Origin of the sequence: Halobiforma lacisalsi AJ5, from assembly GCF_000226975.2 — an archaeon.
Classification (GTDB): domain Archaea; phylum Halobacteriota; class Halobacteria; order Halobacteriales; family Natrialbaceae; genus Natronobacterium; species Natronobacterium lacisalsi.
The window spans coordinates 1533555-1555483 of sequence record NZ_CP019285.1 but is presented as its reverse complement, the minus strand read 5'-3'; the positions used below and the strand labels follow the sequence as shown (position 1 = coordinate 1555483).

The 21929-nt window shown below is 65.6% G+C and carries 22 protein-coding genes and 2 pseudogenes; 12 read left to right on the top strand and 12 right to left on the bottom strand.

Features of this window, described 5'->3' with window-relative positions; all coding sequences use genetic code 11:
* Positions 1-111: 111 nt before the first annotated feature.
* The gene (locus CHINAEXTREME_RS07415; protein WP_007140184.1) at positions 112-1503 is read right to left on the bottom strand and encodes a YihY/virulence factor BrkB family protein; all 1392 of its coding nucleotides are present in this window, start codon (positions 1501-1503) and stop codon (positions 112-114) included.
* A 78-nt stretch (positions 1504-1581) separates the two neighbouring features.
* The gene (locus tag CHINAEXTREME_RS07410) at positions 1582-2700 is read right to left on the bottom strand and encodes a tRNA (guanine(26)-N(2))-dimethyltransferase (protein WP_007140185.1); all 1119 of its coding nucleotides are present in this window, start codon (positions 2698-2700) and stop codon (positions 1582-1584) included.
* A gap of 164 nt (positions 2701-2864) precedes the next feature.
* Here CHINAEXTREME_RS07410 and CHINAEXTREME_RS07405 point away from each other — a divergent pair, with 164 nt between their 5' ends.
* Together CHINAEXTREME_RS07405 and CHINAEXTREME_RS07400 are read left to right on the top strand one after the other, a co-directional pair.
* Complete coding sequence (locus CHINAEXTREME_RS07405; protein WP_238593366.1) at positions 2865-3293, top strand: S-layer protein; 429 nt, start codon at positions 2865-2867, stop codon at positions 3291-3293.
* Positions 3294-3404: 111 nt separating this feature from the next.
* Entirely contained in the window at positions 3405-3761 is a 357-nt protein-coding gene (locus tag CHINAEXTREME_RS07400; protein ID WP_029601507.1) for a hypothetical protein, read from the top strand.
* 12 nt (positions 3762-3773) lie between these two features.
* Here the strand turns inward: CHINAEXTREME_RS07400 and CHINAEXTREME_RS07395 are convergent, their stop codons facing one another.
* Together CHINAEXTREME_RS07395 and hisH are read right to left on the bottom strand one after the other, a co-directional pair.
* The gene (locus CHINAEXTREME_RS07395; protein WP_007140188.1) at positions 3774-4973 is read right to left on the bottom strand and encodes a Cdc6/Cdc18 family protein; all 1200 of its coding nucleotides are present in this window, start codon (positions 4971-4973) and stop codon (positions 3774-3776) included.
* A gap of 844 nt (positions 4974-5817) precedes the next feature.
* Entirely contained in the window at positions 5818-6480 is a 663-nt protein-coding gene (gene hisH / locus CHINAEXTREME_RS07390) for an imidazole glycerol phosphate synthase subunit HisH (RefSeq protein WP_007140189.1), read from the bottom strand.
* A 198-nt stretch (positions 6481-6678) separates the two neighbouring features.
* Here hisH and CHINAEXTREME_RS07385 point away from each other — a divergent pair, with 198 nt between their 5' ends.
* On the top strand, positions 6679-7515 hold the full coding sequence (locus CHINAEXTREME_RS07385; RefSeq protein WP_007140190.1) for a glycerophosphodiester phosphodiesterase: 837 nt from the start codon (positions 6679-6681) through the stop codon (positions 7513-7515).
* Between the two features lie 48 nt (positions 7516-7563).
* Here the strand turns inward: CHINAEXTREME_RS07385 and CHINAEXTREME_RS07380 are convergent, their stop codons facing one another.
* The gene (locus CHINAEXTREME_RS07380; protein WP_007140191.1) at positions 7564-9150 is read right to left on the bottom strand and encodes an FAD-dependent oxidoreductase; all 1587 of its coding nucleotides are present in this window, start codon (positions 9148-9150) and stop codon (positions 7564-7566) included.
* A gap of 154 nt (positions 9151-9304) precedes the next feature.
* On the opposite strand from CHINAEXTREME_RS07380, the gene CHINAEXTREME_RS07375 reads away from it, so the two are divergent.
* Positions 9305-9751 (top strand): response regulator, encoded by a 447-nt coding sequence (locus CHINAEXTREME_RS07375; protein WP_007140192.1) that lies wholly within the window; start codon positions 9305-9307, stop codon positions 9749-9751.
* Between the two features lie 36 nt (positions 9752-9787).
* Here CHINAEXTREME_RS07375 and CHINAEXTREME_RS07370 read toward each other — a convergent pair whose 3' ends face one another.
* The gene (locus tag CHINAEXTREME_RS07370; protein WP_007140193.1) at positions 9788-10675 is read right to left on the bottom strand and encodes a TIGR01548 family HAD-type hydrolase; all 888 of its coding nucleotides are present in this window, start codon (positions 10673-10675) and stop codon (positions 9788-9790) included.
* 99 nt (positions 10676-10774) lie between these two features.
* Positions 10775-11191 (bottom strand): UPF0146 family protein, encoded by a 417-nt coding sequence (locus CHINAEXTREME_RS07365; RefSeq protein ID WP_274520351.1) that lies wholly within the window; start codon positions 11189-11191, stop codon positions 10775-10777.
* A gap of 39 nt (positions 11192-11230) precedes the next feature.
* Here CHINAEXTREME_RS07365 and CHINAEXTREME_RS07360 point away from each other — a divergent pair, with 39 nt between their 5' ends.
* On the top strand, positions 11231-11752 hold the full coding sequence (locus CHINAEXTREME_RS07360; RefSeq protein ID WP_007140195.1) for an archaemetzincin family Zn-dependent metalloprotease: 522 nt from the start codon (positions 11231-11233) through the stop codon (positions 11750-11752).
* 105 nt (positions 11753-11857) lie between these two features.
* On the opposite strand, the gene CHINAEXTREME_RS07355 is transcribed toward CHINAEXTREME_RS07360, so the two are convergent.
* Both CHINAEXTREME_RS07355 and CHINAEXTREME_RS07350 read right to left on the bottom strand, forming a co-directional pair.
* The gene (locus CHINAEXTREME_RS07355) at positions 11858-13672 is read right to left on the bottom strand and encodes a ribosome biogenesis/translation initiation ATPase RLI (RefSeq protein WP_007140196.1); all 1815 of its coding nucleotides are present in this window, start codon (positions 13670-13672) and stop codon (positions 11858-11860) included.
* 2 nt (positions 13673-13674) lie between these two features.
* Entirely contained in the window at positions 13675-14004 is a 330-nt protein-coding gene (locus CHINAEXTREME_RS07350; RefSeq protein WP_007140197.1) for an EMC6-like membrane protein, read from the bottom strand.
* A 185-nt stretch (positions 14005-14189) separates the two neighbouring features.
* On the opposite strand from CHINAEXTREME_RS07350, the gene CHINAEXTREME_RS07345 reads away from it, so the two are divergent.
* The 5 genes from CHINAEXTREME_RS07345 (at position 14190) to CHINAEXTREME_RS07325 (ending at position 18258) form a co-directional block, all read left to right on the top strand.
* On the top strand, positions 14190-15800 hold the full coding sequence (locus CHINAEXTREME_RS07345; RefSeq protein ID WP_010546534.1) for a long-chain-fatty-acid--CoA ligase: 1611 nt from the start codon (positions 14190-14192) through the stop codon (positions 15798-15800).
* 192 nt (positions 15801-15992) lie between these two features.
* Positions 15993-16286, top strand: coding sequence for a MarR family transcriptional regulator (locus CHINAEXTREME_RS07340; protein ID WP_007140198.1), 294 nt, complete (start codon positions 15993-15995; stop codon positions 16284-16286).
* Positions 16287-16384: 98 nt separating this feature from the next.
* Entirely contained in the window at positions 16385-16798 is a 414-nt protein-coding gene (locus tag CHINAEXTREME_RS07335; RefSeq protein WP_007140199.1) for a hypothetical protein, read from the top strand.
* 126 nt (positions 16799-16924) lie between these two features.
* Positions 16925-17584, top strand: a complete 660-nt coding sequence (locus CHINAEXTREME_RS07330) for a metal-dependent hydrolase (protein ID WP_007140200.1) — start codon at positions 16925-16927, stop codon at positions 17582-17584.
* Positions 17584-18258: a metal-dependent hydrolase gene (locus CHINAEXTREME_RS07325; RefSeq protein WP_007140201.1), complete on the top strand. Its 675-nt coding sequence runs from the start codon at positions 17584-17586 to the stop codon at positions 18256-18258. The genes CHINAEXTREME_RS07330 and CHINAEXTREME_RS07325 overlap by 1 nt, the downstream gene beginning before the upstream one ends.
* 24 nt (positions 18259-18282) lie before the next feature.
* On the opposite strand, the gene CHINAEXTREME_RS07320 is transcribed toward CHINAEXTREME_RS07325, so the two are convergent.
* Complete coding sequence (locus CHINAEXTREME_RS07320; protein ID WP_007140202.1) at positions 18283-18885, bottom strand: hypothetical protein; 603 nt, start codon at positions 18883-18885, stop codon at positions 18283-18285.
* Positions 18886-19052: 167 nt separating this feature from the next.
* On the opposite strand from CHINAEXTREME_RS07320, the gene CHINAEXTREME_RS07315 reads away from it, so the two are divergent.
* A complete protein-coding gene (locus tag CHINAEXTREME_RS07315) occupies positions 19053-19778 on the top strand; it encodes a bacteriorhodopsin (protein WP_076738706.1) in 726 nt (241 codons plus the stop codon).
* A 402-nt stretch (positions 19779-20180) separates the two neighbouring features.
* Here the strand turns inward: CHINAEXTREME_RS07315 and CHINAEXTREME_RS07305 are convergent.
* Positions 20181-20426 (bottom strand): annotated as a pseudogene (locus CHINAEXTREME_RS07305) (ATPase); the annotation flags it as partial.
* 11 nt (positions 20427-20437) lie between these two features.
* A pseudogene (locus tag CHINAEXTREME_RS07300) lies at positions 20438-20785 on the bottom strand (hypothetical protein); the annotation flags it as partial.
* 167 nt (positions 20786-20952) lie between these two features.
* Between CHINAEXTREME_RS07300 and CHINAEXTREME_RS07295 the strand changes: the two are divergent.
* Positions 20953-21678 carry a bacteriorhodopsin gene (locus tag CHINAEXTREME_RS07295; RefSeq protein WP_076738706.1) on the top strand — a complete coding sequence of 242 codons (726 nt, stop codon included), beginning with the start codon at positions 20953-20955 and terminating at the stop codon, positions 21676-21678.
* Positions 21679-21929: the final 251 nt, after the last annotated feature.

Sequence of the window (21929 nt, the reverse complement as noted above, 5' to 3'; positions counted from 1 at the left end):
GCGGGCCCCGTTGCCGTCGGCGAACGGAAAGCGACGTGCAAAGCGACCGACGTGTCTCGAGTGTAAAAGGGAAAAAGTGTCGTCCCGACGGCGATTCGATCGGAACCGCGATCAGGACCGCCAGTCGCCGACGCGATCCCGCAGACGGCCGGGGACGCCAAGCAGGGACAGCCCCGCGCTGAACAACACGAACAGGACGTAGAGCCCCAGCGTGGAGGTCCAGACGACGAACATCGCCAGGATCGCCCACCCACCCTGGAGGAAGTAAAACGCCGCGATGGTCATCGCCGTGCCGTACAGCAAGACGAGGTACGGCCCCCAGTCGCGGGCGTGGCCCCGGCGAATCCGGCGGCGAACGTAGCGTTTGAGTTCGCCCTCGAGCGAGGACTTCTCGACGGTGCGGGACTCGACGTCGGACTCGAACGAGTCGACGCGGTCCCGGAGCCGTTCGATCTCCTCTCGAAGCGCCGCGGCGTCGGCCGACCGGTCCCGGGTTCGGGCGGTGGCCGTGGCCGTACCCGTAGCCGTACCCGTACCTGTGCCGGTCGTCGCGGCGCCACGATCGGCATCGACGCCGATATCCTCGCGGTCCTCACCGTCGACACCGTTCGTCCCGTTCCCGCTACCGGCGTCCTCCGCGGTCCCGTCGTCCGCACCCGTGGCGTCGTCGGTCATCGCTCCTGTTGAAACCTGTCGAGCGCCGGGACTTTGTAGCTGCCGATCCACTTCACGGTCGGCGAGCACGGCGTTGCCGATCGCCCCGAGGATCAGGAGAAGTGCGCCGACGTACAGCCAGACGAGCACGAAGAAGACGGCCCCGAGCGCGCCGTACACCGTGTACTCCCCCGCGAGGCCGGCGTACAGCGAGAACGTCCGGCTCAGTACGAACCAGCCGATCGCCGCGAACAGCGTTCCCGGCAGTGCCTCCCGGTACCCGACGTCCGCGCCCGGAAAGAGCACGTACAGCGGAAAGAACGCCGCGACAAGCCCGAGCACTACGAACGCGTGACCGAAGATGGGGATCCGGAAAACCGGCACGAGGCGGATCAACACCTCGAGGGCGCCGACCGCCGCGAGTCCGATCGAGATCGCGAGGAAGGCGATCGTCGAGTCCCAGAACGTATCCAGCAGCGACTTCGTGGCCACCGTCCCGTAGATCGCCGAGAACGCGCGGTCGAGTCCACGGAGCGCGCGGGTACCACCCCACAGCAGGCCGAGTGCGCCGACGACGGTCGCGCTGCGCCGGCCTGTCTCGTCGAGGACCGTCTCGGCCAGTAGCTCCTGGGCTGCCGGAGTGAGCACGTCGTTTGCGGCCGTCGTGAGTCGCATCGCGAGCGCCTCACCCCCGATCGAAGCGGCGATCCCGATCCCGAGCAGCGCGAGCGGTACCAGCGAAACGAACCCGTAGAACGCGACCCCCGCGGCCAGCAGGGTTAGCTGCTGGGTGCGCGCGATCCGGACGGTACGGGTCGCGAACTCGAGCCCCGAACTGTGATCGAGCACGTACGAACTGACGGTGCGGACGGACTAATAGGCAGGCTCCGTCGCGAACGTGGAAGTAGAAACCGTGGTCGGCGCCAATCAGACGAGCCGGTCCTCGGTCGCCTCGCGGATCTCGCCGACGCTCGCGTCCGTCTTGAACGTCGTCCCGCCGTAGTGGGCCCGCGAGGCCTCGTATCCCGCGTCCCGCAGGTCCGCGAGGAACTCGTCCATCGCGTTCGCCGGCAGCCCCCAGTTGCGACAGAGCTTGTGCTGGTCGTAGTGGGTCGGCTCGTCGAGTTCCGCCTCGAGCGTCCCACAGAGGTCCCGCGCTTTCTCGGCGGTTCCGAACGAGTCCGGGATCTCCTCGCGCACCGAAGCGACGAACTCGCGGTCGCGAACCGACCCGAGCCAGACCGGTCCCGCCGTCAGCAACCGCTCACCGTCGCAGTGGGGACAGCGCTCGAGGGGGTCGGCGATCATTCCGGGTTCGATCTCGCGATAGGTGCAGTCCTCGCAGTGATAGATGTATCCCAGTTCGTCGACCGCGGCGTCCGCGGCCGTCGCCCGGTGCTCGAGTTCGAGGTAGGTCCGGACGTAGTGGCTGGTAGCGTGGGTCAGCAGTGGGGTGACGCCGACGTCGAACCGCGCGGCGCTGCGGGCGAGCGCCGACAGCAGGATCCGGACGCCCATCTCGGGGTGGTAGTCGGTATTCTGGGGGACGGCGGAGTACGACCGGACCCCGCTGTTGAAGTGAGCGCCACACAGTGGCGCGGTGTCGGTCGCCGTCACGCAGACGAGATCACGGCAGTTGGCGAACGCCGCGTCGGCGAACGGCATCGGCGTCCCGTACGGATCGAGGTCGATCACGTCGAACACCTCCTCGTGCATGAGGGCGTTGACGTTGCGGTGTTCGACGGTCGCCTCGTCGAAACCGTTGCGCTCGAGGTTCTCGCGGGCCAGTTCGACGGCCTCTTCCTCGACGTCGCAACAGGTCACGTCCCAGCCGTCGGCCGCGGCGCGGACCCCGCGGATGCCGCTCGCCGCCATCGCGTCGAGATAGTACTCGGCGCGGTCCTCGCGGTCGCGGTAGGCCCGCAGCGTCGCGATCGTCAGGTCGCGGTTCAGTTCCTGTCTCGGGTTGTAGAAGACCGACTCCTCGACACCCTCGGTCTGCTCGCCGGGGACCTCGAGTTCGACCCCGCCCTCGGTGACGCGCATACCTACGCTCGTCGGGGGACGGCGAAAAACGGCGTGGTCTCGAGCGCCCGCGATCACGACCCTCGGTTGTTCATAGTTGACATTCATTCATTGGTTACAGTCATCAATAGACACTGGTCGACCGTATCTGAACGCTTATTGTGAACGCAGGGTTCCGGGAGGATGTGAGCCGACGATCACTTAGCCGCCGACGGTTCGGTGCAGGTCTCACGGCCCTTGCCGCCGTTGGACTCGCAGGTTGTACCGGCGACGAAGAGCAGGAAGAAAGCGACGACTCCGCCGACTTCGAACTCGACGATCCCGGCGACCTCACGATTCGACTCGAGAACGAGGACGGCGACCCCGTCTCCTCCGGGGTCGCGGTCACCATCGAGAACGAGGAAGAAGACTTCACCGCGAACTATCAGAACAACATCCAAGACGGCGAGATCACCGGTGCGAGCCTCATCTACGAGGGCGAGTACACCATCACCGTCGAGAGCGTCGACGACGAGTTCGAGACCGTCGAGGAGTCCGTCACGCTCGAGGAAGACGAAGACGAAACGGTGACGATCGTACTCGAGGGCGCGACGGGCGATTCGGACGCCGAGTAACGGACGAGTTTTGGGTCCGTCGGTCAGCGATCCGCGGGATTGCGCGGTCCCCGCGCGAGTTCCCGACGGAACAACCAAACCGATTTTACAGTGCGGTACACAGTTTCGGTCGTGTCGGAGGCCACGCCCGTCGAGCGGTGGCAAGCCCAACTCGAGGAGGAGGGGGAACTGACCCCGGAAATCGTCGAACAGATCTCCCGCCTGCACGGGGACCGGGGTATTCGGGCGATCGACGCCGTCAGCGAGAACCGGGTCAAGACCTATCGCGATTTCACCATCGTCGTGGGCTACGAGGACGAGTACATCGTCGAGGGCGGCGGCTGTACCTGCAAGGACAGCGAATACAACCTCGACGCGGAGGATCCGACGGACCTCTGCTGGCACGTCCTCGCAGTAGCCATCGCCCGGCGGGTGGGCCACGTCGACTACCACGACATGTGGTACTCGGAGGTTCGCGAGTTCCTCTGACCCGACCTGGGATCACTCCGACTCGTTACAGGCCGCGAGGATAACCGCCGGATCGTCGATCAGCCGGTTTTCCATGTAGTTACCCTTCCCCTTGCCGGCCCACTTGCGCTCCTGTTCGATGATCGAAAGGAACTCGAGTTCCGAGAGGATGTCCCGAACCCGGCGCAGTTTCAGGTGGTCGGACTGGTCCCGCTCGCAGAGGCGCTTGTAGAGATCGTAGGCCTCGTTGGTCGTCACGGGCGCGTCGTCGCCCTCCTTCTGCTGGGTCAACAGCGCCATCGCCTCGAGCACGAGTTTCGCGTGGCTGGGACTCTTGGAGATCAGTTCCGCCAGCCGGCTTGTCTCCTCGCGCTCGTGGGCCTGATCGACGCAGCCCTCGGTGACCGTCTCGAGGTCGTTCTCCTCGGCGATCTCGCCGGCAAAGCGGAGGATGTCGATCGCCTTTCGCGCGTCGCCGTGTTCCCGGGCAGCGAGCGCCGCGACGCGGGGGACGACGCCGTCCTCGAGGACGCCCTCGTGGAACGCGTCCGAGCGCGACCGCAGGATCTCCCGTATCTGGGTCGCGTCGTACGGCGAAAAGACGTACTCGCGTTCACAGAGGCTCGATTTGATTCGCTCGTCCAGCGAATCCTTGTACCGGACCTTGTTCGAAATGCCGATGACTCCAACGGTGCTCGAGGTGAGTTTGCCGGACTCGACGGCCCTCGAGAGTTGCATCAGGATGTCGTCGTCCTCGATCTTGTCGACCTCATCGAGGATAATGAGGGCAACGTCGTAGCGGGTATCGATGATCCGCCACAGCCGCCGGTAGTACTCCGACGTGCTCAACCCCGAGTGGGGGATCGAGATGTCGGTCTCGGGATCGTCGTTGAGCTGGTGGCCGGCGGACTGGACGGCCTGGGTCTCGGTCGACTCCTGAAGGCAGTCGACGTAGGCGACGCCGATCGACACGTCGTTGCGCTCTGCCCGTTCGACGGCCTGTGTCGTGATGAACTTCGAGCACAGCGATTTGCCGGTCCCCGTCTTGCCGTAGACGAGCACGTTGTTGGGCGTGTTGCCCCGCGTCGCCGGTTTGATCGCGTTCGCGAGGTTCGACAGTTCGTCCTCGCGGCCGATGATACGGTCGCCGTCGGGGAGATGGGAGACCTGCAGGAGTTCCTTGTTCCGGAAGATCTCGTTCTCGCTCCCGAAATAGTCCATCGAATCCGACATTCAGATACGAGTACCGTTTCGCGGGTTCAACTTAAGCGTTCGGGACCGAAGTTCCGCTGTATAGCGTGACTTTCGGATCTTGACGTCCGCTGAATAGGAATACGGACCCCGGATTTCCGCTGTATGGCGGATCAGGCACCCCGCGGTTCCGCTGTATAGCCGCCGACCCCGCGGTGCCGCTGTATAGGTGCGGCCGACCCCGGAGTGCCGCTGTATCGTGTCCTCTCCGGTCGTCTCCAGTCGTTCCACGAGCTTCCGCCCACGTCGCGACAGGCGACGCGAAGTCGGATCGCCGACCTCGAGCGCGGCGCGAACACCGTATTTCCGCTGTATCGATTCAAAAGGTTTGTCATCGAGGTCGAACGGATCGTTCGACACCCCTCGGTGCCGCTGTATAGGGAGACACACACCCCGGAGTGCCGCTGTAACGGTGTGGGAAGGCCGTCGATTCGAAACAGAGGTTCGGCTGTCCTGGGATCGGAAGGGGCGGCCGTAAGAGCCGAAAACACGCAGTGGACGTCGAGGAAGGCGTCTCCTCGAGAGCGTACGGCCGTTCGACCCCGCCCGAAGGCCAAACCGTTCGATCCGCTCGATGGAATTTAACACAAGTTTTCTAGTTAATGGTAGCGATTCATAGTGGCCCCGCCTCTCACTCGCCCTCTCCTTCGGACGATTAATATGAGTTATAATCCCTGTATTCAGCACACTCCGTCCGTCTCGAGAACCTATACAGCGGCACCGAGGGGTGTGTCTCCGGACGGATCGCGACTCTCCACTGGTCACCGATCCCGAGGGTCGCCCATACCGATCCGGAACGTACCCCTCGAGAGGGAGAATCGAAAAACTACTCGTCGGCGCAGATTTCGACGAAGTTCCGCAGGATCCGCAGTCCCGTCTCACCGCTCTTCTCCGGGTGGAACTGGGTCCCGAAGACGGTGCCCTCCTCGTTGGCGACGATCGAGGGGAACTCCCGTTCGTAGTCGGTCGTCGCGACCACGGCGTTCCCGTCGTCCGGAACGGCGTAGTAGGAGTGGACGAAGTAGGCGTGCTCGCCATCTACTCCGTCGACGAGCGGGTGCTCGCGCTCGACCTCGAGCTGGTTCCAGCCCATGTGCGGGACCTTCTGGCCGTCGTCGAAGCGAACGTTGGTGCCGGGGATCAGATCGAGTCCACGGACGGCCGACTCGCCGTCGTTTTCGCCCTCCTCGCTGGTCGTCAGCAGCATCTGCATGCCAAGACAGATGCCGAACAGCGGCGTGTCGCTTTCCGCGACCGCGAGCAGGTCCTCGCGGAGGGGGTCGGCGTTCTCGACGCCCTCACGGAACGCGCCGACGCCCGGCAGGACGACCCCATCGGCCGCCTCGAACGCCGCGGGATCGTCGGTGATCTCGACGTCTGCGCCCGCGCGCTCGAGGCCACGGGTGACGCTGCGCAGGTTCCCTAACCCGTAGTCGACGACGACCACGGAGGCGAGCAACTGCGTCGGTTCGGACGGGACGGTGCTCATACCCGTACTCGGAGGAGAATGCTCAAGTGTGTTGTCTTTCGTGCAACGAGCGGCACGCAGCGCTCAAGTATGTCGTCTTTCCTGCAACGAGCGTGCCGCTCGAGACCGGGAACGAGGACGCGAACCCCTCCTGCGGGGGAAACGCAGACGACGGAAGGGCAGCACAGCCTCCATTACCCGGGCCGTCGTCGTTCCGGTATGCACGCGTCCGCGCCCGAGGTCATAGATATCGCCCACAGGGGGTACGCCGGCGTCGCACCGGAGAACACCCGCCGCGCCGTCCGGGAGGCCGCCGCGAGCGACGCGACGATGATCGAGATCGACGTCCAGCCCGCCGCCTGCGGAACGCCAGTCGTCGTCCACGACGAGCGCCTCGAGGGCACCCAGGAGCGCGACGGTCGGCCGCTGACCGACGCCGAGGGACCCGTCCGGGAGACCCCCCTCGAGGAGATCCGGTCGGCTCGAGTGCTCGGAACCGACGAGACGGTGCCGACGCTGGCCGAGGTGCTCGAGGCGGTCCCCGAGACGATGGGCCTCAACGTCGAGTTGAAGAACCCCGGCGCAGCAGACCTGCGCGTCGGCGAGTCGCTCGCGCCGGACGAACGCGACGATCGGCGGGCGGTCTGGGAACCGTTCGTCGAGCGCGTCGTCGAGGTCTGTGACGGCTTCGACGGCGAACTACTGTTCTCCTCCTTCTGTGAGGGCGCGCTGGCCGCGCTCCGGGCGGTTGACTCCCGGTACGCCGCCGCGGTCCTCGTCTGGGACGACCTCGAGGCCGGGTTCGAGGTCGCCGACCGGTACGACTGCGAGGCGATCCATCCGCCGCGAAACGCGGTCGCCGGAACGGCGCTCGCGACGACGGCCTACGCCGGGTTCCCGGCCGACGAGCCGTCGATCGACGTGCTCGAGCGAGCCCACGAAAAGGGCCGAGCGGTCAACGTCTGGACCGTCGAGACCTGGTCCCAGTACGACCAGCTCGCGGCGGCCGGCGTCGACGGGATCATCGCGGAGTATCCGGGGCTCTCGAGTCGCTGATCCCCGCTGCCCCCCGCTGCTCCCGCCTACGCTCGGACGACGGTCCCGTCATTCGCCGGGCGATTCCCGTGAGGACAGCCCCTCCGTCGCCGGCCCCTCGAGAAGCGTGCCGTCGGGCGAAAACCGCGAGCCGTGACAGGGACAGTCCCAGGTCGCCTCGGCGTCGTTCCAGTCGACCAGACACCCCGTATGCGGGCAGATCGCCGAGACGGCGTAGCGCTCGCCGGCGGCGTCGCGCGCGCAGGCGATCGGTTCCCCGCCGCGTCGCAAGACCGTCCCCTCGCCCCGCTCGAGGACGGAGCGGTCGGGCGAAAAAAACGTCCGCAGCCAGTCGGTCGCGAACTCGCTAACGGCGTCGGCGTTCTCGGTGAGCGCCGTCCCGAGCGAGACCTTCGGCGTCAGCCGCAACGGGTCGAAGACCTCGAGTTCGGCCGGCCCCTCCCCGGGCGTCGTGATCCGCTCGGCGAGGAGCCGTCCCGCCGCGACGCCGTTCGTCATCCCCCACCCGCGAAAGCCGGTCGCGACGAAGACGTTCGCGACCCCCGGCCCGGCACGGCCGACGAACGGAACGCGGTCGGCGGGAACGTAGTCCTGGGCCGACCACCGGTAGGCGACGGACCTGACGGGGAACCGCTCCCGGGCCCACCGCAGCAGGCGGCGGTACCGCTTCCGCGTCGATCCACCCTGGCCCGTCTTGTGGTTCTCGCCGCCGACGAGCAGGAGCCGACCGTCCTCGTCGCGGTGGGGCCGTACCGACCGGTAGTTCTCCCCCGTCCGGTAGTACATCCCCTCGGGTGCGCGGCCGTCGAGCCGGAGCCCGAGCACGTAGGAGCGTTTGGGGTGCAACCGGGTGAAATAGCCCGCCCGATCGAGGATCGGGTACCCCGTCGCGACGACGGCCCGACGCGCGACGAGCGTCCCGTCCGGACTCCGGACGCGAACCGGCGCGCCGGGCTCGAGGTCCGTGACCCGCGTCCCTTCGAACAGGAAAGCGCCCTCGTCCGCCCGCAGTTCGTCGGCGACCGCGAGCAGGTACTTCCGCGGGTGGAACGCCGCCTGGTCGTCGAACCGGACCGCGGCCCGAGCGCGCTCGAACGGCGGGACCGAGGTGACGTAGCTCGCTGGCAGCCCCGCCGCTTCGGCGGCCTCGGCCTCGCGCTCGAGCGGGTCCGCGTCGTCGCCGTAGAGATAAGCAGGTCGACGCTCGAAGGCGGGGTCGATCCCAAGTTCCTCGATGCGGTCTTCGACCGCGTCGATGGCCTCTTCCTGCACGCGCCCGTACGTGGCGGCCGTTCGCGGTCCGAACTCCCGGCGCAGGTGATCGTAGATCAGTCCGTGCTGGCTGGTCAGTTTGGCCGTCGACCGCCCCGTCGTCCCGGCCGCGACACGGTCGCGCTCGAGAACGGCGACGGTCTCGCCCCGGTCCCGGAGTTCGATCGCGGTAGAGAGGCCGGTGATCCCTGCCCCGACGACGGCCACGTCGACCGACCGGAGGGACTCGAGCGAGCGGTCGGATGCCGGATCGCCGGCGTCGTCGCTTGCCTCGCGGTCGCTTCCGGTCTCCCCTCGAGTCGTCGCCAGCCACGGGGAAGTCGGTTCGCCGGGGAGATCGTCGTCGCGGGTAAACGACGGCATGGATTGACACCGCTACACCGGCGGCGGGCAAAAAACGGGCGGCGGTCAGCGTTCGGCCCTCGCTGCGTGATCCGTCACGCCCCGTCGGACATCCGTAGAATCGAGGAATCGACGTCACCGAGACGTTGATCCGATTCGCCCCGTACTATCCCGTATGGACCCCCCACAGTCTGCAGATGCCGTCACGATCCTGCTCGTCGAGCCGAACGAAGGGGACGCCAGACTGTTCTCGGAGTCGTTCGAAGAGGCGGGCATCGCCTGTGACGTCCACACCGTCTCCGACGGCGAGGCCGCGCTCGATTTCGTCTACGGACGCGACGAGTACGCCGATCGTCCCGACCCGGACCTGGTGTTGCTCGACTTTCACCTGCCCGGGATCAGCGGCGCGGACGTCCTCTCGGAGCTGAAATCCGAACCCGAACTCCGCCGGATCCCGGTCATCGTGATGACGAGTTCCGACGCGGAGGAGGACATCGCACGCTCGTACGACCTCCACGCGAACGCCTACGTCCAGAAGCCGGTCGAGCCCGAGGAGTTCGTCGACCTCGTCAGCTCCTTCGAGGAGTTCTGGCTTACCTTCGTGCGGCTCCCCTCGAAGTGACGGCTCCCCTCGAAGTGACGGCTCCGACGATGGCAGTCAGGACTCGAGCAGTGCCGGCAGATCGTTGACCGACTCCAGGACCGCGCTCGCGCCCTCGCGTTCGTACTTCCGGTGACCCTCCTCGCCGGTAAGCCCGCCGGTCAGGACGCCGACGCCGTGATACTCCCGCGCCGGATCCGTCTCGCTCGCGTTGACCGCCGTCCGGACGTCGTCGAGCGTGTCGCCGACGAACGCGACCGCGTCGGCGTCGAACCGCTCTGCGAGCGTCGTCAGCGCCCGGGGGTGTGGTTTTCCTTCCTCCCAGTCGTCCATCGTGAACCGGTGCTCGAGGGAAACTTTCGACTCGAGTCCGACGCGCTCGAGCGCGATCTCGGCCTCCGCTTCGGGCCGACCCGTCAGGATCCCGACGTCGTACTCGGTGAGCAGTCGCTCGCGGGCCGCGTCCTCGAGCAAGACCGGTTCGTCGTGGATGAAACCCGCGTCCTCGGAATCGATGTCGTCGTCGAACTCGCCGCCCTCGAGCCCCCGGTAGAGTTCGGGGCCGAGGTAGAGTTGCTGGAAGACGTCCCGGAGCCGGTCGCGGTCCCAGCGATCCGTCACGCGCTGGGTCGCTCGCGCGCCGATCCCCTCGCGGACGGCGGTCTCGGCCGCCTCGAGCCCGCCGCCCTCGGCGGCGATGCGGTCGGTGAACTCGTCGATCGAGGCGTCGTAGCCCTCCTCGGTCGCCAGGACGTACAGCGCGGCCGCGTCGGTCAGTTCCCAGTCGTTGTTGAACCCGCCCGCGTCCTTGAACGGCTGGACGTCCTCCTTGCGGATCGTCCGGCCGTAGACGTGCTCGATCGACTCGAGGATCGCGCGCCGGTAGGAGTCGGCGACGTCGACGAGCACTCCGTCGACGTCCAGTACGACGGCGTCTGCGTTCATACGGCCACGAACGGGCCGGCGGGAATAAAGCCGGTCGGTTTGTAGTCGGCCAGGTCGGTGAGGGGGACGGAACGACGCTTTCTCGGCTGCTCGTTACGGTTACTCCCCGTCGGAACCCGGCCCCTCCCGAGCGACGTACAGCGTCCCCTCCCGTATCGTCTTCCGCTCGACCGGAATCGCCGGCTGGTCACCCCCCAGGGTGGTGAACAGCAGGTCGGCGTCGGCCTCGCGAGCGACCTCGAGCGCGGGCCGGTGGAGTTCGGGCGGCAGGTTCCGGGCGTAGACCGCGTCGGCGCCCGTGTAGACCGCAGGGTCGGGGTCGACGACGTCGTCCTCGACGAACCGGACGCCGTCTGGGACCGCCCGCGGGTGGACGTCGGTCGCCGTCACCGCCACCCCCTCGCGGACGAGGGTCGCGGCCAGTTCGGTGCGGCGACCGATCCCCACCTCCACGACCCGATCGTAGCCGCGCAGGTAATCGATCATTGACTCGAGATTTCGGCGAGAGTGGGACACGGCGGGACGTTTATGGTATCGCCGCCCATAGCAGTTGCCATGCTCGTCGACATCGTGCCGGTCGGTAACGTCACCGCCGAGGTCAAGCGGGCGGCCTCGTCGGCGTTACGATCGGTCTACGACTGCGAGGTGACGGTCAACGACTCGCAGTCGGTTCCAAACGGTGCCTACGACTCCGGCCGGAACCAGTACTCCGCGGAGACGTTCATCCAGCTCGCCGAACGCGTCGGCCGCGGCGACAAGAACATCGCGATCACGCCACACGACCTCTTCTATCGCCGGCGAAACTACGTCTTCGGGCTGGCCTACCTCGACGGCAGCGGGAGCGTGGTCTCGACCTACCGGCTCCAGACCTCGAGCGACGGCGGGTTCTCGAACAAGAGCGCGAGCGAAATCTTCGAGAACCGCGTCCGCAAGGAGATCGTCCACGAGATCGGCCACACCTACGGGCTGGAACACTGCGACAACAACCGCTGCGTGATGAACTTCTCGCCGACCGTGCGCGAGGTCGACATCAAAGAGGAGAACCTCTGTGGGAGCTGTCAGCGATTGATCGGCTGACGGTCGATCGACCGCCACTTCCGCCGGAACCAGGCGAGGTCGTTCGGACTCGAGTTACACGCTCGAGAGAAACGAGAAGCGAAAACGGAACGCGGTGTCGGCGTCTCAGGGCGCGTAGTAATACTCGCCCTGTGATTTCTGTTCCTTGTCCAGCTGAGAGCCAGGCTTGTTGATCCGCGGCCGCGACGTGCGGTCGTCGCGCCGGAACGTAACGTCGAGGTTCGCCAGGAACTCGTTCATGCCGTCACGCATCGACTGCGGCGGGGTCGCACGACCCTCGACGGCCGGTTCGCCGTCGAAAACCATCAGCCGGTCGGCCAGCAGGTCGATCGTGTAGATGTCGTGGTCGATGACCATCACCGTCGCGTCCTGCTGTTCGGCGTACCGGCGGATCGCGCTCGTGGCCTGCACCCGCTGTTCGACGTCCAGGTGCGCGGACGGTTCGTCGAGCAGGTAGAGATCGGCGGAGTCGGAGAGACAGGCCGCGATCGCCACCCGCTGGCGCTCCCCGCCGGAGAGATCCGAGAGGTTCTGTTCCATGATCCGCTCGAGCTGGAGCGGCTGGGCGATCTCGGTGTTCCAGTACGAGGAGCCGAACTGGTCCGTGATCGAGGAGAGGAAGGCGTCGACCCGCATGTGCTGGTCGATCGTCACGTACTGTGGCTTGTACGAGATGTCCAGATCGAGATCGGTCTCGCCTTCGTCGGGCTCTAAGTTGCCCGTCAGGAGATTTGCGAAGGTCGATTTCCCGATCCCGTTCGGCCCGACGATCCCCAGTACCTCGTTCTCGCGGATCTCGCCGCCCTCGACCTCGAGGGTGAACTCGCCGTCGCCGTAGCTCTTGGTGAGGTCGGGGTAGTCGACGAGGACGTCGCCGTGGGTAGCCGTCCGGGGCGCGTGCTCCTGGAACTCGATAGGATCCTGGCGGATCCGCATGTTCTCGTTGTCGAGGTAGCCCGCGAGGTACTCGTTGATTCCGTTACGGACGGACTTGGGCGACGTGATGACACCGTAGGCCCCGGGCTCACCGTAAGCGACGTGGAGCGTGTCCGCGACCAGATCGAGGATCGCGAGGTCGTGTTCGACGACCAGCATCGACTTGCCCTGTTCCTCGGCGAGTTCGCGGATCAGCCGCGCGGCCGTGACCCGCTGGCCGATGTCGAGGTACGGCGTGATCTCGTCGAGGAAGTAGAAGTCCGTATCGCGGACCAGCGTCGCCGCGAGCGCGACCCGCTGGAGTTCGCCGCCCGAGAGGTCCTCGATCGACTGCTCCATGACCGGACCCAGCGAGAGCCGTTCGGCGATCTCCTCGAGTGCGCCGCGTTCGTCCGTGCTCTCGAGCAACTGGCGGGTGTTGCCGTCGAACTGGTTCGGGATCTGGTCGACGTACTGGGGCTTGCGGGCGACGGTGATCTCTCCGTCGCGGACGTCCGCGATGTAGTCCTGGATCTCGGTGCCGCGGTACTCCTCGAGCACCTCGTCCCAGCCCGGCGGGTCCTCGTGGCGGCCGAGGTTGGGCTCGAGTTCGCCCGCGAGGATGCGGACGGCGGTCGTTTTCCCGATCCCGTTGGGTCCGAGGATGCCGGTGACCTGGCCCTCCTGTGGGGCGGGTAGCCCGTACAGCGAGAAGGCGTTCTCCCCGTAACGGTGGGCCGGCTCGTCCCCCAGTTCCTGTGGGAGGTTGATGATCTCGATGGCGTCGAAGGGACACTTCTCGACGCAGATCCCACAGGTCTCGCCCAGGCAGATCTCCTCGGAGATGCGGACCTGTTCGGGCTGGCCCTCGTCCGCCTCCTCACCTCGAAGGGTGATACACTCCTTGCCCGTCCGGTTTGGCGGACAGTAGTTCTTGCACTCGTAGCTACATCGATCGGGCTGGCACCGCTCTAGGTCTACGACGGCGATACTATCGTCGGCCATGGTTAGAGTTGTGCCTGGAACTCGGCGGTCAGCAGGATCCCCCAGACGACGAACCAGAACGAGAAGGTCATGAACGTGATGAACAGGTAGTGTTTCACGCCGAACTCGTCCTCGCCGTAGAGACCCGAGTACTCGATCAGCGGGAACTGGACGAGGATCGCCCCGACGACGATCGCCAGCGCCCGGGAGTCGGTCGCTGCTTCGACTGGCGGCAGATCGCCCGTGAGGGCAAACGACGCCAGCGCCGCGCCGACGCCGAGCAGCGCGGACAGCGCCGTCACGCTGACCGAGCGGATATGCTCGCGTCGGTCGCTAATCGATTCGGTCGACATGGACGTGACTCTGTCGTCGGTGGTGAAAAGGGGTTCGGGTTCGGGATCCAGACGACGGCTCGAGCCGAGGACGAGCGGACGGAGAAAGGAACCCCACTCGAGGCTCCGCCGGAGAGTGGTTGTCGGTCCTGGCGTATGTCTCCCTGAAAGGAACTATTATCATGGTCGTTGCTGAACGTCCGATCATGGAGACACCACTCATCGTCACGGACTTCCTCGAGCAGGCCCGCAACCACTACGCCGACGAGGAGGCGGTCGTCGGGGCCGACGGCGACCGCTTTACCTACGCCGAACTCGGAGACCGTGTCGACCGGTTCGCCGCGGCGCTCCAGGAGCGCGGGATCGAGAAGGGGGACCGCGTCGCCGTCCTGGACCCGAACACCCACTATCACCTCGAGGCGGCCTACGGAGCGATGAGCATCGGCGCAGTGTTTACGCCGCTGAACTACCGGCTCACGTCCGACGACTACGAGTACATCCTCTCCGACGCGGGCGTCGACGCCATCTACGCCGACTACGAGTACGCAGAGAAAGTCGAGGAGATCCGCGACGACGTGCCGACGGAGACGTTCATCACCAACGATACGGAACGCGTCGACGGCGAGTGGGAGTCGTTCGACGTCGCGATCTCCGATACCGATCCCGACTACGACGAACCGGAGATGGCCGAAGACGAAATCATCACGATCAACTATACCTCGGGAACGACGGGTGATCCGAAAGGCGTCTGTCGCACCCACCGGACGGAGACGATCCACGCCTACCTGATGTCGATCTACCACGAGATCACGAGCGACGACACCTACCTGTGGACGCTCCCGATGTTCCACGTCAACGGCTGGGGCCACATCTACGCGGTGACAGGGATGGGTGCAACCCACGTCTGTACGCGTGGGGTCAATGCCGACGAGGTCGTCGACGCGATCCGCGAGGAGGACGTCTCCTTCCTCTGTGCCGCGCCGGCAGTGCTCAACCAGTTGATCGACTACTACGAGAACAACGACCAACCCGAGATGAGCGGCGCGAACCAGGTCCGGGTGACGACCGCCGGAAGTGCGCCGCCAGAGGCGACGATCCGGGCGGTCGAGGACGAGTTCGGCTGGTACCTGAAACACCTCTACGGGGCGACCGAGACCGGCCCGCTGATCACGATCTCCGACGCCAAGCGGCTCATCGACGACGAGAACCGCTTCGAGATCAAGAAGCGCCAGGGGATGGGCGTGCTCGGGACCGAGGTCCGGGTCGTCGACGAGGACGGTAACGACGTCCCGCAGGACGACGAGACGCTGGGCGAGGTCGTCGTCCGGGGCAACCAGGTGATGGACCACTACTGGAACAAGCCCGAACAGACCGAGGAGGCGTTCAACGACCGGGTCGAGGGCTACTACCACATGGGCGACCTCGCGACGGTCGACGAGAACGGCATGATCGCGCTCCGGGACCGCAAGAAGGACATCATCATCTCCGGCGGCGAGAACATCTCGAGCATCGAACTCGAGGACACGCTGTTCGACCACGACGCGGTGGCCGACGCAGCGGTGATCCCCGCGCCGAGCGAGGAGTGGGGAGAGACGCCGAAGGCGTTCGTCGTGCCATCGAACGGCGATGCGGAGAACCCGCCGGTGTCGGCCGAGGAGCTGACCGACTACACCCGCGAACGGCTCGCGAGCTACAAGGTCGTCCGCCGCGTGGAGTTCGTCGAGGAGCTACCCAAGACGGCCACCGGGAAGACCCAGAAGTACGAACTTCGCAAACGTGAGTGGGAGGACGAGGACCGGATGATCGGCGAAGGATAACGGAGGGTCCGGCCGCGACCCGTCGTTTTCGGCGTCTCTCTATCGGCCGATCCTGACTAGGCAGTCAAATGCGTATTTCGTCCGCCTCGACGCCACACAATGCATTTTAACTCTACAACACTCACGGAATTTTGTACGAAAAACGCTGGTAAGGCTCAAGCTTTATACTCCTGGGACCTTTCGAATCGTAATATGGCAGAGACTGACGGGGAGGAAATCGAGGACTTACCTCCAAGTGCGAAACTCGTTTTCAAGGTACTCGAGTACGACGGGCCCCTGACGCAGAAACAGATCGTCGAGGAATCGATGCTTTCGGCCCGGACGGTTCGATACGCGCTCGAGCGACTCGAGGAGATCGGCATCGTCGACGAGGACATCTACTTTGCGGACGCGCGACAGAGTCTCTACCGGCTCGAAGAACCGGTCGCTGCGGACGGCAACGGCGTCGACGAGTCGCCGAAGAAAGACGCCTGCTGCGCGGAGTAACGGTGCCGACGCGACGCTGACGTCCCGGCCGATGCCGGTCACGAACCGGGAAACGGACAAACGGCAGGATTATTTTCCAGCAGTAACCGTTCCCGATCATGGACAAGGAACGGTTACCGCGGTGGGGCTGGCTGCTGGTGGGACTGTTCGCCGCGTCGCTCGTCGCGCAACTGGTCAACGCGGTGTTGATCTCCCAGGGGATCCTTCCGGAACGGTACCAGGTTATTACCATCATCACGGCGATGTCGCCCGTGCTGATCTACGTCGGGGTCTGGTACGACGAGGACCGCCAGCAGTACTGGGAGAACCCGCGCGAGCGCATCGTCGGCGACGTTGCGTTCGTCCTCGTCGGCGCGGCGGTGGGGTCGTCGATCGCACTCGTCGCGATCATCGATCTGGGGACCTGGCGACTGCTGCAGGAACTGGTCGCGATGGCAGCCGGATTCCTGCTCTCGTGGGGTCTGTTCTGGTGGCGCAATCCGGACCTGTACACGATGGAAACCGACGGCTAGGCGGTCTTCTTTTTCCGTCGCGGGTCTGCCCGCGTCTCCCGCCGACTGGGGGGCAATCCCGGCGGATCGGCGCCGGAAACATAACGCCACCGATACGTTTACCGGCCTCGAGTCGGAGTTGCTACCATGGCACCGACGACGGTCAACGTCGCCGTCGGCGCGTTGTTCGCGCTCGCGTTGCTGGGTTCGGCGTTCGATCGCCGGTCCGTCCTCGTCGTCGCCGTCGCCGCGGCGGTTCCCGACCTCGACGCGGTTCTGGGCCTCGCGGTTCCGGGCGCGACCAACGCCGCGTTCCACACCCTGTTGCTCCCGGGTGCGGCGTTCGTCGCCCTCTACTGGGATACCCGCTACCGAGATCCCGACCGATCGTGGCTCCGCCGACAGTGGGGCTGGGACGGCATCCGCGTCGCCTGGGTCGCGCTCGCGGCCTACGCAGTCGCCGGAATCGGTCTCGATCTGTTCGGGCCAGGCGGCGTGAACCTGCTCTATCCACTCCACGACCGGTTCTACGCGGTCGTCGGCCGACTCCTCCTGTCGACCCACGAGGGCGTGATCCTGACGTTCGTCGAACGCGGCGAGGGTCTCCTGTGGCTGTCCTCGCCCGGCACGACCGCCACCCACCACGTCGAGACCTGGGTGAACCCGACTCCCGGAACCGGACTCGAGCGGGGCGTCGAACGGCGACTCACGATCGTCGAGTCAGGCTGGCAACTGACCGTGGTCGGGGCTGCGGTGGCTGCCGTCGCTGTTCGCTTCCACGTCGCGGGGGCGGCAGGTGATCGCTGATGCCGTCGACGACCGTCCACGCCGGCTTCACCCTTCTGCTCGCAGCGGGACTGCTGCGGGGAACGCTCGATCGACGGGCCATTGCCGTCCTCCTCGCTCTGGTCGCCCTCCCCGAGATCGACTCGGCCGCCGGCCTGTGGCTGGATGGCGCCCACCGCGCCCTGTTGCACAATCTGACGATCCCACTGCTGGCCGGCCTGTGGCTGTACTGGGACACCCGTCTCCGGGAGACCGACCGCTCGTGGCTCCGCGGACGATGGGGGCAGTGGGGCGTGACGGTGGCGTGGGTCGCCCTGTTCGTCCACGTCTTCGCACACGTGCTGCTGGATTACGCCCACCTCGAGGGGATCAACGCCTTCTACCCCGTCTACGACCGATTCCTGCGTCTCGAGGGGGAACTCGCCCTCTCGACGACCGACGGGATCGTCCAGACGTTCGTCGACGTCGACGTCGGCGCCGACGGCGGCGAGATGACGGACGTGGGTGCGACGGGGACGACCGCGGATACACACGTCGCCAACCCGGTCGAACCCTCGGAAACGGTCGAGGAACCCGACGAACCGGTCGAGCGGCTGTTCCCAGTCGCAGAGAGCGGCTGGCAGCTGTTCCTGGCCCTCGCGGGTCCCTTCGTGCTGGTCGCTCGTCGGTTCCAGGAGCGACGGGACGAGGCCTGACTCGAGTCAGTCACTCGGCCGCGTTCACTCGCGAGAGAGGTACCGGCCGATCGAGTACACGACGGAGGAACTGATCGCCGCCGCGGTGCCGACTGCGATCACGGGGACGGAGAGACCGGTCGCTCCGTAGGGGTTTCGCGGGGCGGCTTCGACGACGGAGGAGAACGTCTCGGGACCGGCGTGACCGAGCAAGAAGAACCCGACAGTGATCAGGATCGCGAAGCCGCCGGTCGCCAATCCGAACATCGACGCGACGTCCTCGACGTTCAGTAACGCGTGCACCTGCGACTCCGAGAGCCGGGATTCCCATCGGCGACGAACGAGAGCCACCGCAACGAGACACGTTGCAGTTGCCAACTCGATGCCGCCGGCGTAGACGCCGACCCAGAGGACAAGCGGCGACGACCACAGTGGATCGCCGCCCGGGAAGCCGGCCTGGACCGAGGATGGATAGGTAGCGACGATCGGAACGACGAGCGCGAGCGCGAACAGGAGGGCGCTCTGGTAGACGAGTTTTTCCGGAATCCGTCGTTTGATCAGCGCGTATCGCTCCACTCGGAGCCGTTCGTACGTCGATTCGCCGAGCAGTGCGTCCGCGATCGGATCGTTCGGATCGGTTGGGGTCATCTGTTCTGGAAGGAGTCGCGTCGGGCTATGTATTGGGAAACGAGGACACTGGATATACGCTACGGTTTTGTACCCATGGTCAACTATCCGGACGTTCAGTCGCTCGGAGGGGGAGGGGTATCTCGTTAGGCATAACCAGTATATAACAATCGTTCATACATTTGTGTATGACCACAGCAGTCGGTCCAGAATCCCTGTGGCTGTGGATCGGGACGATAGGAATGACACTCGGCACCCTGTACTTCGTCGGCCGCGGACGCGGCGTTCGCGACGCGAAGATGCAGGAGTTCTACATCATCACGATCTTCATCACGTCCATCGCGGCGGTGAATTACTTCGCGATGGCGACGGGCTTCGGCGTCACCGACGTCATGGTCGGCGACGAGGCGCTCACGATCTACTGGGCGCGATATACCGACTGGCTGTTCACGACGCCGCTCCTGTTGCTCGACCTGTCGCTGCTGGCCGGGGCGAACCGTAATACGATCGCGACGCTGATCGGACTCGACGTCTTCATGATCGGCACCGGCGCGATCGCGACGTTCGCCTCGACGCCCGCGACCCGCATCGCGTGGTGGGGCATCAGCACCGGCGCCCTGCTGGTCCTGCTGTACGTCCTCGTGGGGACCCTCTCCGAGAAGGCCCGAAGCAAGTCGGCCGAGGTCGCGTCACTGTTCGGCACCCTTCGTAACCTGGTCATCGTGCTGTGGCTTCTGTACCCGGTCGTCTGGATCCTCGGCACCGAAGGGACGTTCGGCATCCTCCCGCTGTACTGGGAGACTGCCGCGTTCATGGTGCTCGACCTCTCGGCGAAGGTCGGCTTCGGTGTGGTCCTGCTCCGCAGTCGCTCGGTCCTCGAGAGCGCCGTCACGCCGACGGCCGCACCGAGCTAACGACCCGACAACGCCGATCCGACGGCCGGTTCGGCGCCGGCCGTCGCGAAACCGCAAAACCGCGAAATCGACCCGCGATCGATTTTTTCGGCGACCGAACGTAATCGACCGATAGCGGCGGCGATCGCGCTCCCGCACGAGACCTGGATCTCGCACACGTATCCTTTTCTCGTCGGGTTCGCTCGCGGTGCTCGCTCATCACTCCTTCAAAAAGCTACGCCAAAAAGCCGACTACGAGGACGGCACGACCGTAATCGGATCCTTCCGATCGATCGCCCCCTCGAGTTCCTCGGCGATCGCGCTCCCGCGGGACACCTGGATCTCACGCGCGCACCTTTTTCCGCTCGGGTGCGCCGCTGGCGCACCGCTCGCGCAAAAATCTGCACCAAAAAACGGCTGTACTCAGGACGACGGCACGACCGTAATCGGATCCTTCCGATCGATCGCCCCCTCGAGTTCCTCGGCGATCGCGCTCCCGCGGGACACCTGGATCTCCCCGCCGCGGCTCACCGTCGCGGTGAAGAGGTAGTCGCCGCCGGCCTGGACTTCGACGGTCTCGCCGTGGTTGCCGTCGACGGGGATGACGATGTGCCTGGAGGTCACTTCGGGCGTAACCATCTGTCCGGCCTGACCCCCGCTGCCGCCGTCACCGCTCGCTGCACCTGCGACTCCGAGAGCCGGGATTCCCATCGGCGACGAACGAGAGCCACCGCAACGAGACACGTTGCAGTTGCCAACTCGATGCCGCCGGCGTAGACGCCGACCCAGAGGACAAGCGGCGACGACCACAGTGGATCGCCGCCCGGGAAGCCGGCCTGGACCGAGGATGGATAGGTAGCGACGATCGGAACGACGAGCGCGAGCGCGAACAGGAGGGCGCTCTGGTAGACGAGTTTTTCCGGAATCCGTCGTTTGATCAGCGCGTATCGCTCCACTCGGAGCCGTTCGTACGTCGATTCGCCGAGCAGTGCGTCCGCGATCGGATCGTTCGGATCGGTTGGGGTCATCTGTTCTGGAAGGAGTCGCGTCGGGCTATGTATTGGGAAACGAGGACACTGGATATACGCTACGGTTTTGTACCCATGGTCAACTATCCGGACGTTCAGTCGCTCGGAGGGGGAGGGGTATCTCGTTAGGCATAACCAGTATATAACAATCGTTCATACATTTGTGTATGACCACAGCAGTCGGTCCAGAATCCCTGTGGCTGTGGATCGGGACGATAGGAATGACACTCGGCACCCTGTACTTCGTCGGCCGCGGACGCGGCGTTCGCGACGCGAAGATGCAGGAGTTCTACATCATCACGATCTTCATCACGTCCATCGCGGCGGTGAATTACTTCGCGATGGCGACGGGCTTCGGCGTCACCGACGTCATGGTCGGCGACGAGGCGCTCACGATCTACTGGGCGCGATATACCGACTGGCTGTTCACGACGCCGCTCCTGTTGCTCGACCTGTCGCTGCTGGCCGGGGCGAACCGTAATACGATCGCGACGCTGATCGGACTCGACGTCTTCATGATCGGCACCGGCGCGATCGCGACGTTCGCCTCGACGCCCGCGACCCGCATCGCGTGGTGGGGCATCAGCACCGGCGCCCTGCTGGTCCTGCTGTACGTCCTCGTGGGGACCCTCTCCGAGAAGGCCCGAAGCAAGTCGGCCGAGGTCGCGTCACTGTTCGGCACCCTTCGTAACCTGGTCATCGTGCTGTGGCTTCTGTACCCGGTCGTCTGGATCCTCGGCACCGAAGGGACGTTCGGCATCCTCCCGCTGTACTGGGAGACTGCCGCGTTCATGGTGCTCGACCTCTCGGCGAAGGTCGGCTTCGGTGTGGTCCTGCTCCGCAGTCGCTCGGTCCTCGAGAGCGCCGTCACGCCGACGGCCGCACCGAGCTAACGACCCGACAACGCCGATCCGACGGCCGGTTCGGCGCCGGCCGTCGCGAAACCGCAAAACCGCGAAATCGACCCGCGATCGATTTTTTCGGCGACCGAACGTAATCGACCGATAGCGGCGGCGATCGCGCTCCCGCACGAGACCTGGATCTCGCACACGTATCCTTTTCTCGTCGGGTTCGCTCGCGGTGCTCGCTCATCACTCCTTCAAAAAGCTACGCCAAAAAGCCGACTACGAGGACGGCACGACCG

Excerpts from the sequence above, each read along its gene's own strand:
- CHINAEXTREME_RS07345 (WP_010546534.1), top strand. The coding sequence starts at position 14,190 with ATGGAGACACCACTCATCGTCACGGACTTCCTCGAGCAGGCCCGCAAC.
- CHINAEXTREME_RS07410 (WP_007140185.1), bottom strand. The coding sequence starts at position 2,700 with ATGCGCGTCACCGAGGGCGGGGTCGAACTCGAGGTCCCCGGCGAGCAG.
- CHINAEXTREME_RS07320 (WP_007140202.1), bottom strand. The coding sequence starts at position 18,885 with ATGACCCCAACCGATCCGAACGATCCGATCGCGGACGCACTGCTCGGC.
- CHINAEXTREME_RS07325 (WP_007140201.1), top strand. The coding sequence starts at position 17,584 with ATGCCGTCGACGACCGTCCACGCCGGCTTCACCCTTCTGCTCGCAGCG.
- CHINAEXTREME_RS07395 (WP_007140188.1), bottom strand. The coding sequence starts at position 4,973 with ATGTCGGATTCGATGGACTATTTCGGGAGCGAGAACGAGATCTTCCGG.
- CHINAEXTREME_RS07335 (WP_007140199.1), top strand. The coding sequence starts at position 16,385 with ATGGACAAGGAACGGTTACCGCGGTGGGGCTGGCTGCTGGTGGGACTG.
- CHINAEXTREME_RS07370 (WP_007140193.1), bottom strand. The coding sequence starts at position 10,675 with ATGAACGCAGACGCCGTCGTACTGGACGTCGACGGAGTGCTCGTCGAC.
- CHINAEXTREME_RS07330 (WP_007140200.1), top strand. The coding sequence starts at position 16,925 with ATGGCACCGACGACGGTCAACGTCGCCGTCGGCGCGTTGTTCGCGCTC.
- CHINAEXTREME_RS07295 (WP_076738706.1), top strand. The coding sequence starts at position 20,953 with ATGACCACAGCAGTCGGTCCAGAATCCCTGTGGCTGTGGATCGGGACG.
- CHINAEXTREME_RS07355 (WP_007140196.1), bottom strand. The coding sequence starts at position 13,672 with ATGGCCGACGATAGTATCGCCGTCGTAGACCTAGAGCGGTGCCAGCCC.
- CHINAEXTREME_RS07385 (WP_007140190.1), top strand. The coding sequence starts at position 6,679 with ATGCACGCGTCCGCGCCCGAGGTCATAGATATCGCCCACAGGGGGTAC.
- hisH (WP_007140189.1), bottom strand. The coding sequence starts at position 6,480 with ATGAGCACCGTCCCGTCCGAACCGACGCAGTTGCTCGCCTCCGTGGTC.
- CHINAEXTREME_RS07360 (WP_007140195.1), top strand. The coding sequence starts at position 11,231 with ATGCTCGTCGACATCGTGCCGGTCGGTAACGTCACCGCCGAGGTCAAG.
- CHINAEXTREME_RS07340 (WP_007140198.1), top strand. The coding sequence starts at position 15,993 with ATGGCAGAGACTGACGGGGAGGAAATCGAGGACTTACCTCCAAGTGCG.
- CHINAEXTREME_RS07315 (WP_076738706.1), top strand. The coding sequence starts at position 19,053 with ATGACCACAGCAGTCGGTCCAGAATCCCTGTGGCTGTGGATCGGGACG.
- CHINAEXTREME_RS07380 (WP_007140191.1), bottom strand. The coding sequence starts at position 9,150 with ATGCCGTCGTTTACCCGCGACGACGATCTCCCCGGCGAACCGACTTCC.
- CHINAEXTREME_RS07350 (WP_007140197.1), bottom strand. The coding sequence starts at position 14,004 with ATGTCGACCGAATCGATTAGCGACCGACGCGAGCATATCCGCTCGGTC.
- CHINAEXTREME_RS07375 (WP_007140192.1), top strand. The coding sequence starts at position 9,305 with ATGGACCCCCCACAGTCTGCAGATGCCGTCACGATCCTGCTCGTCGAG.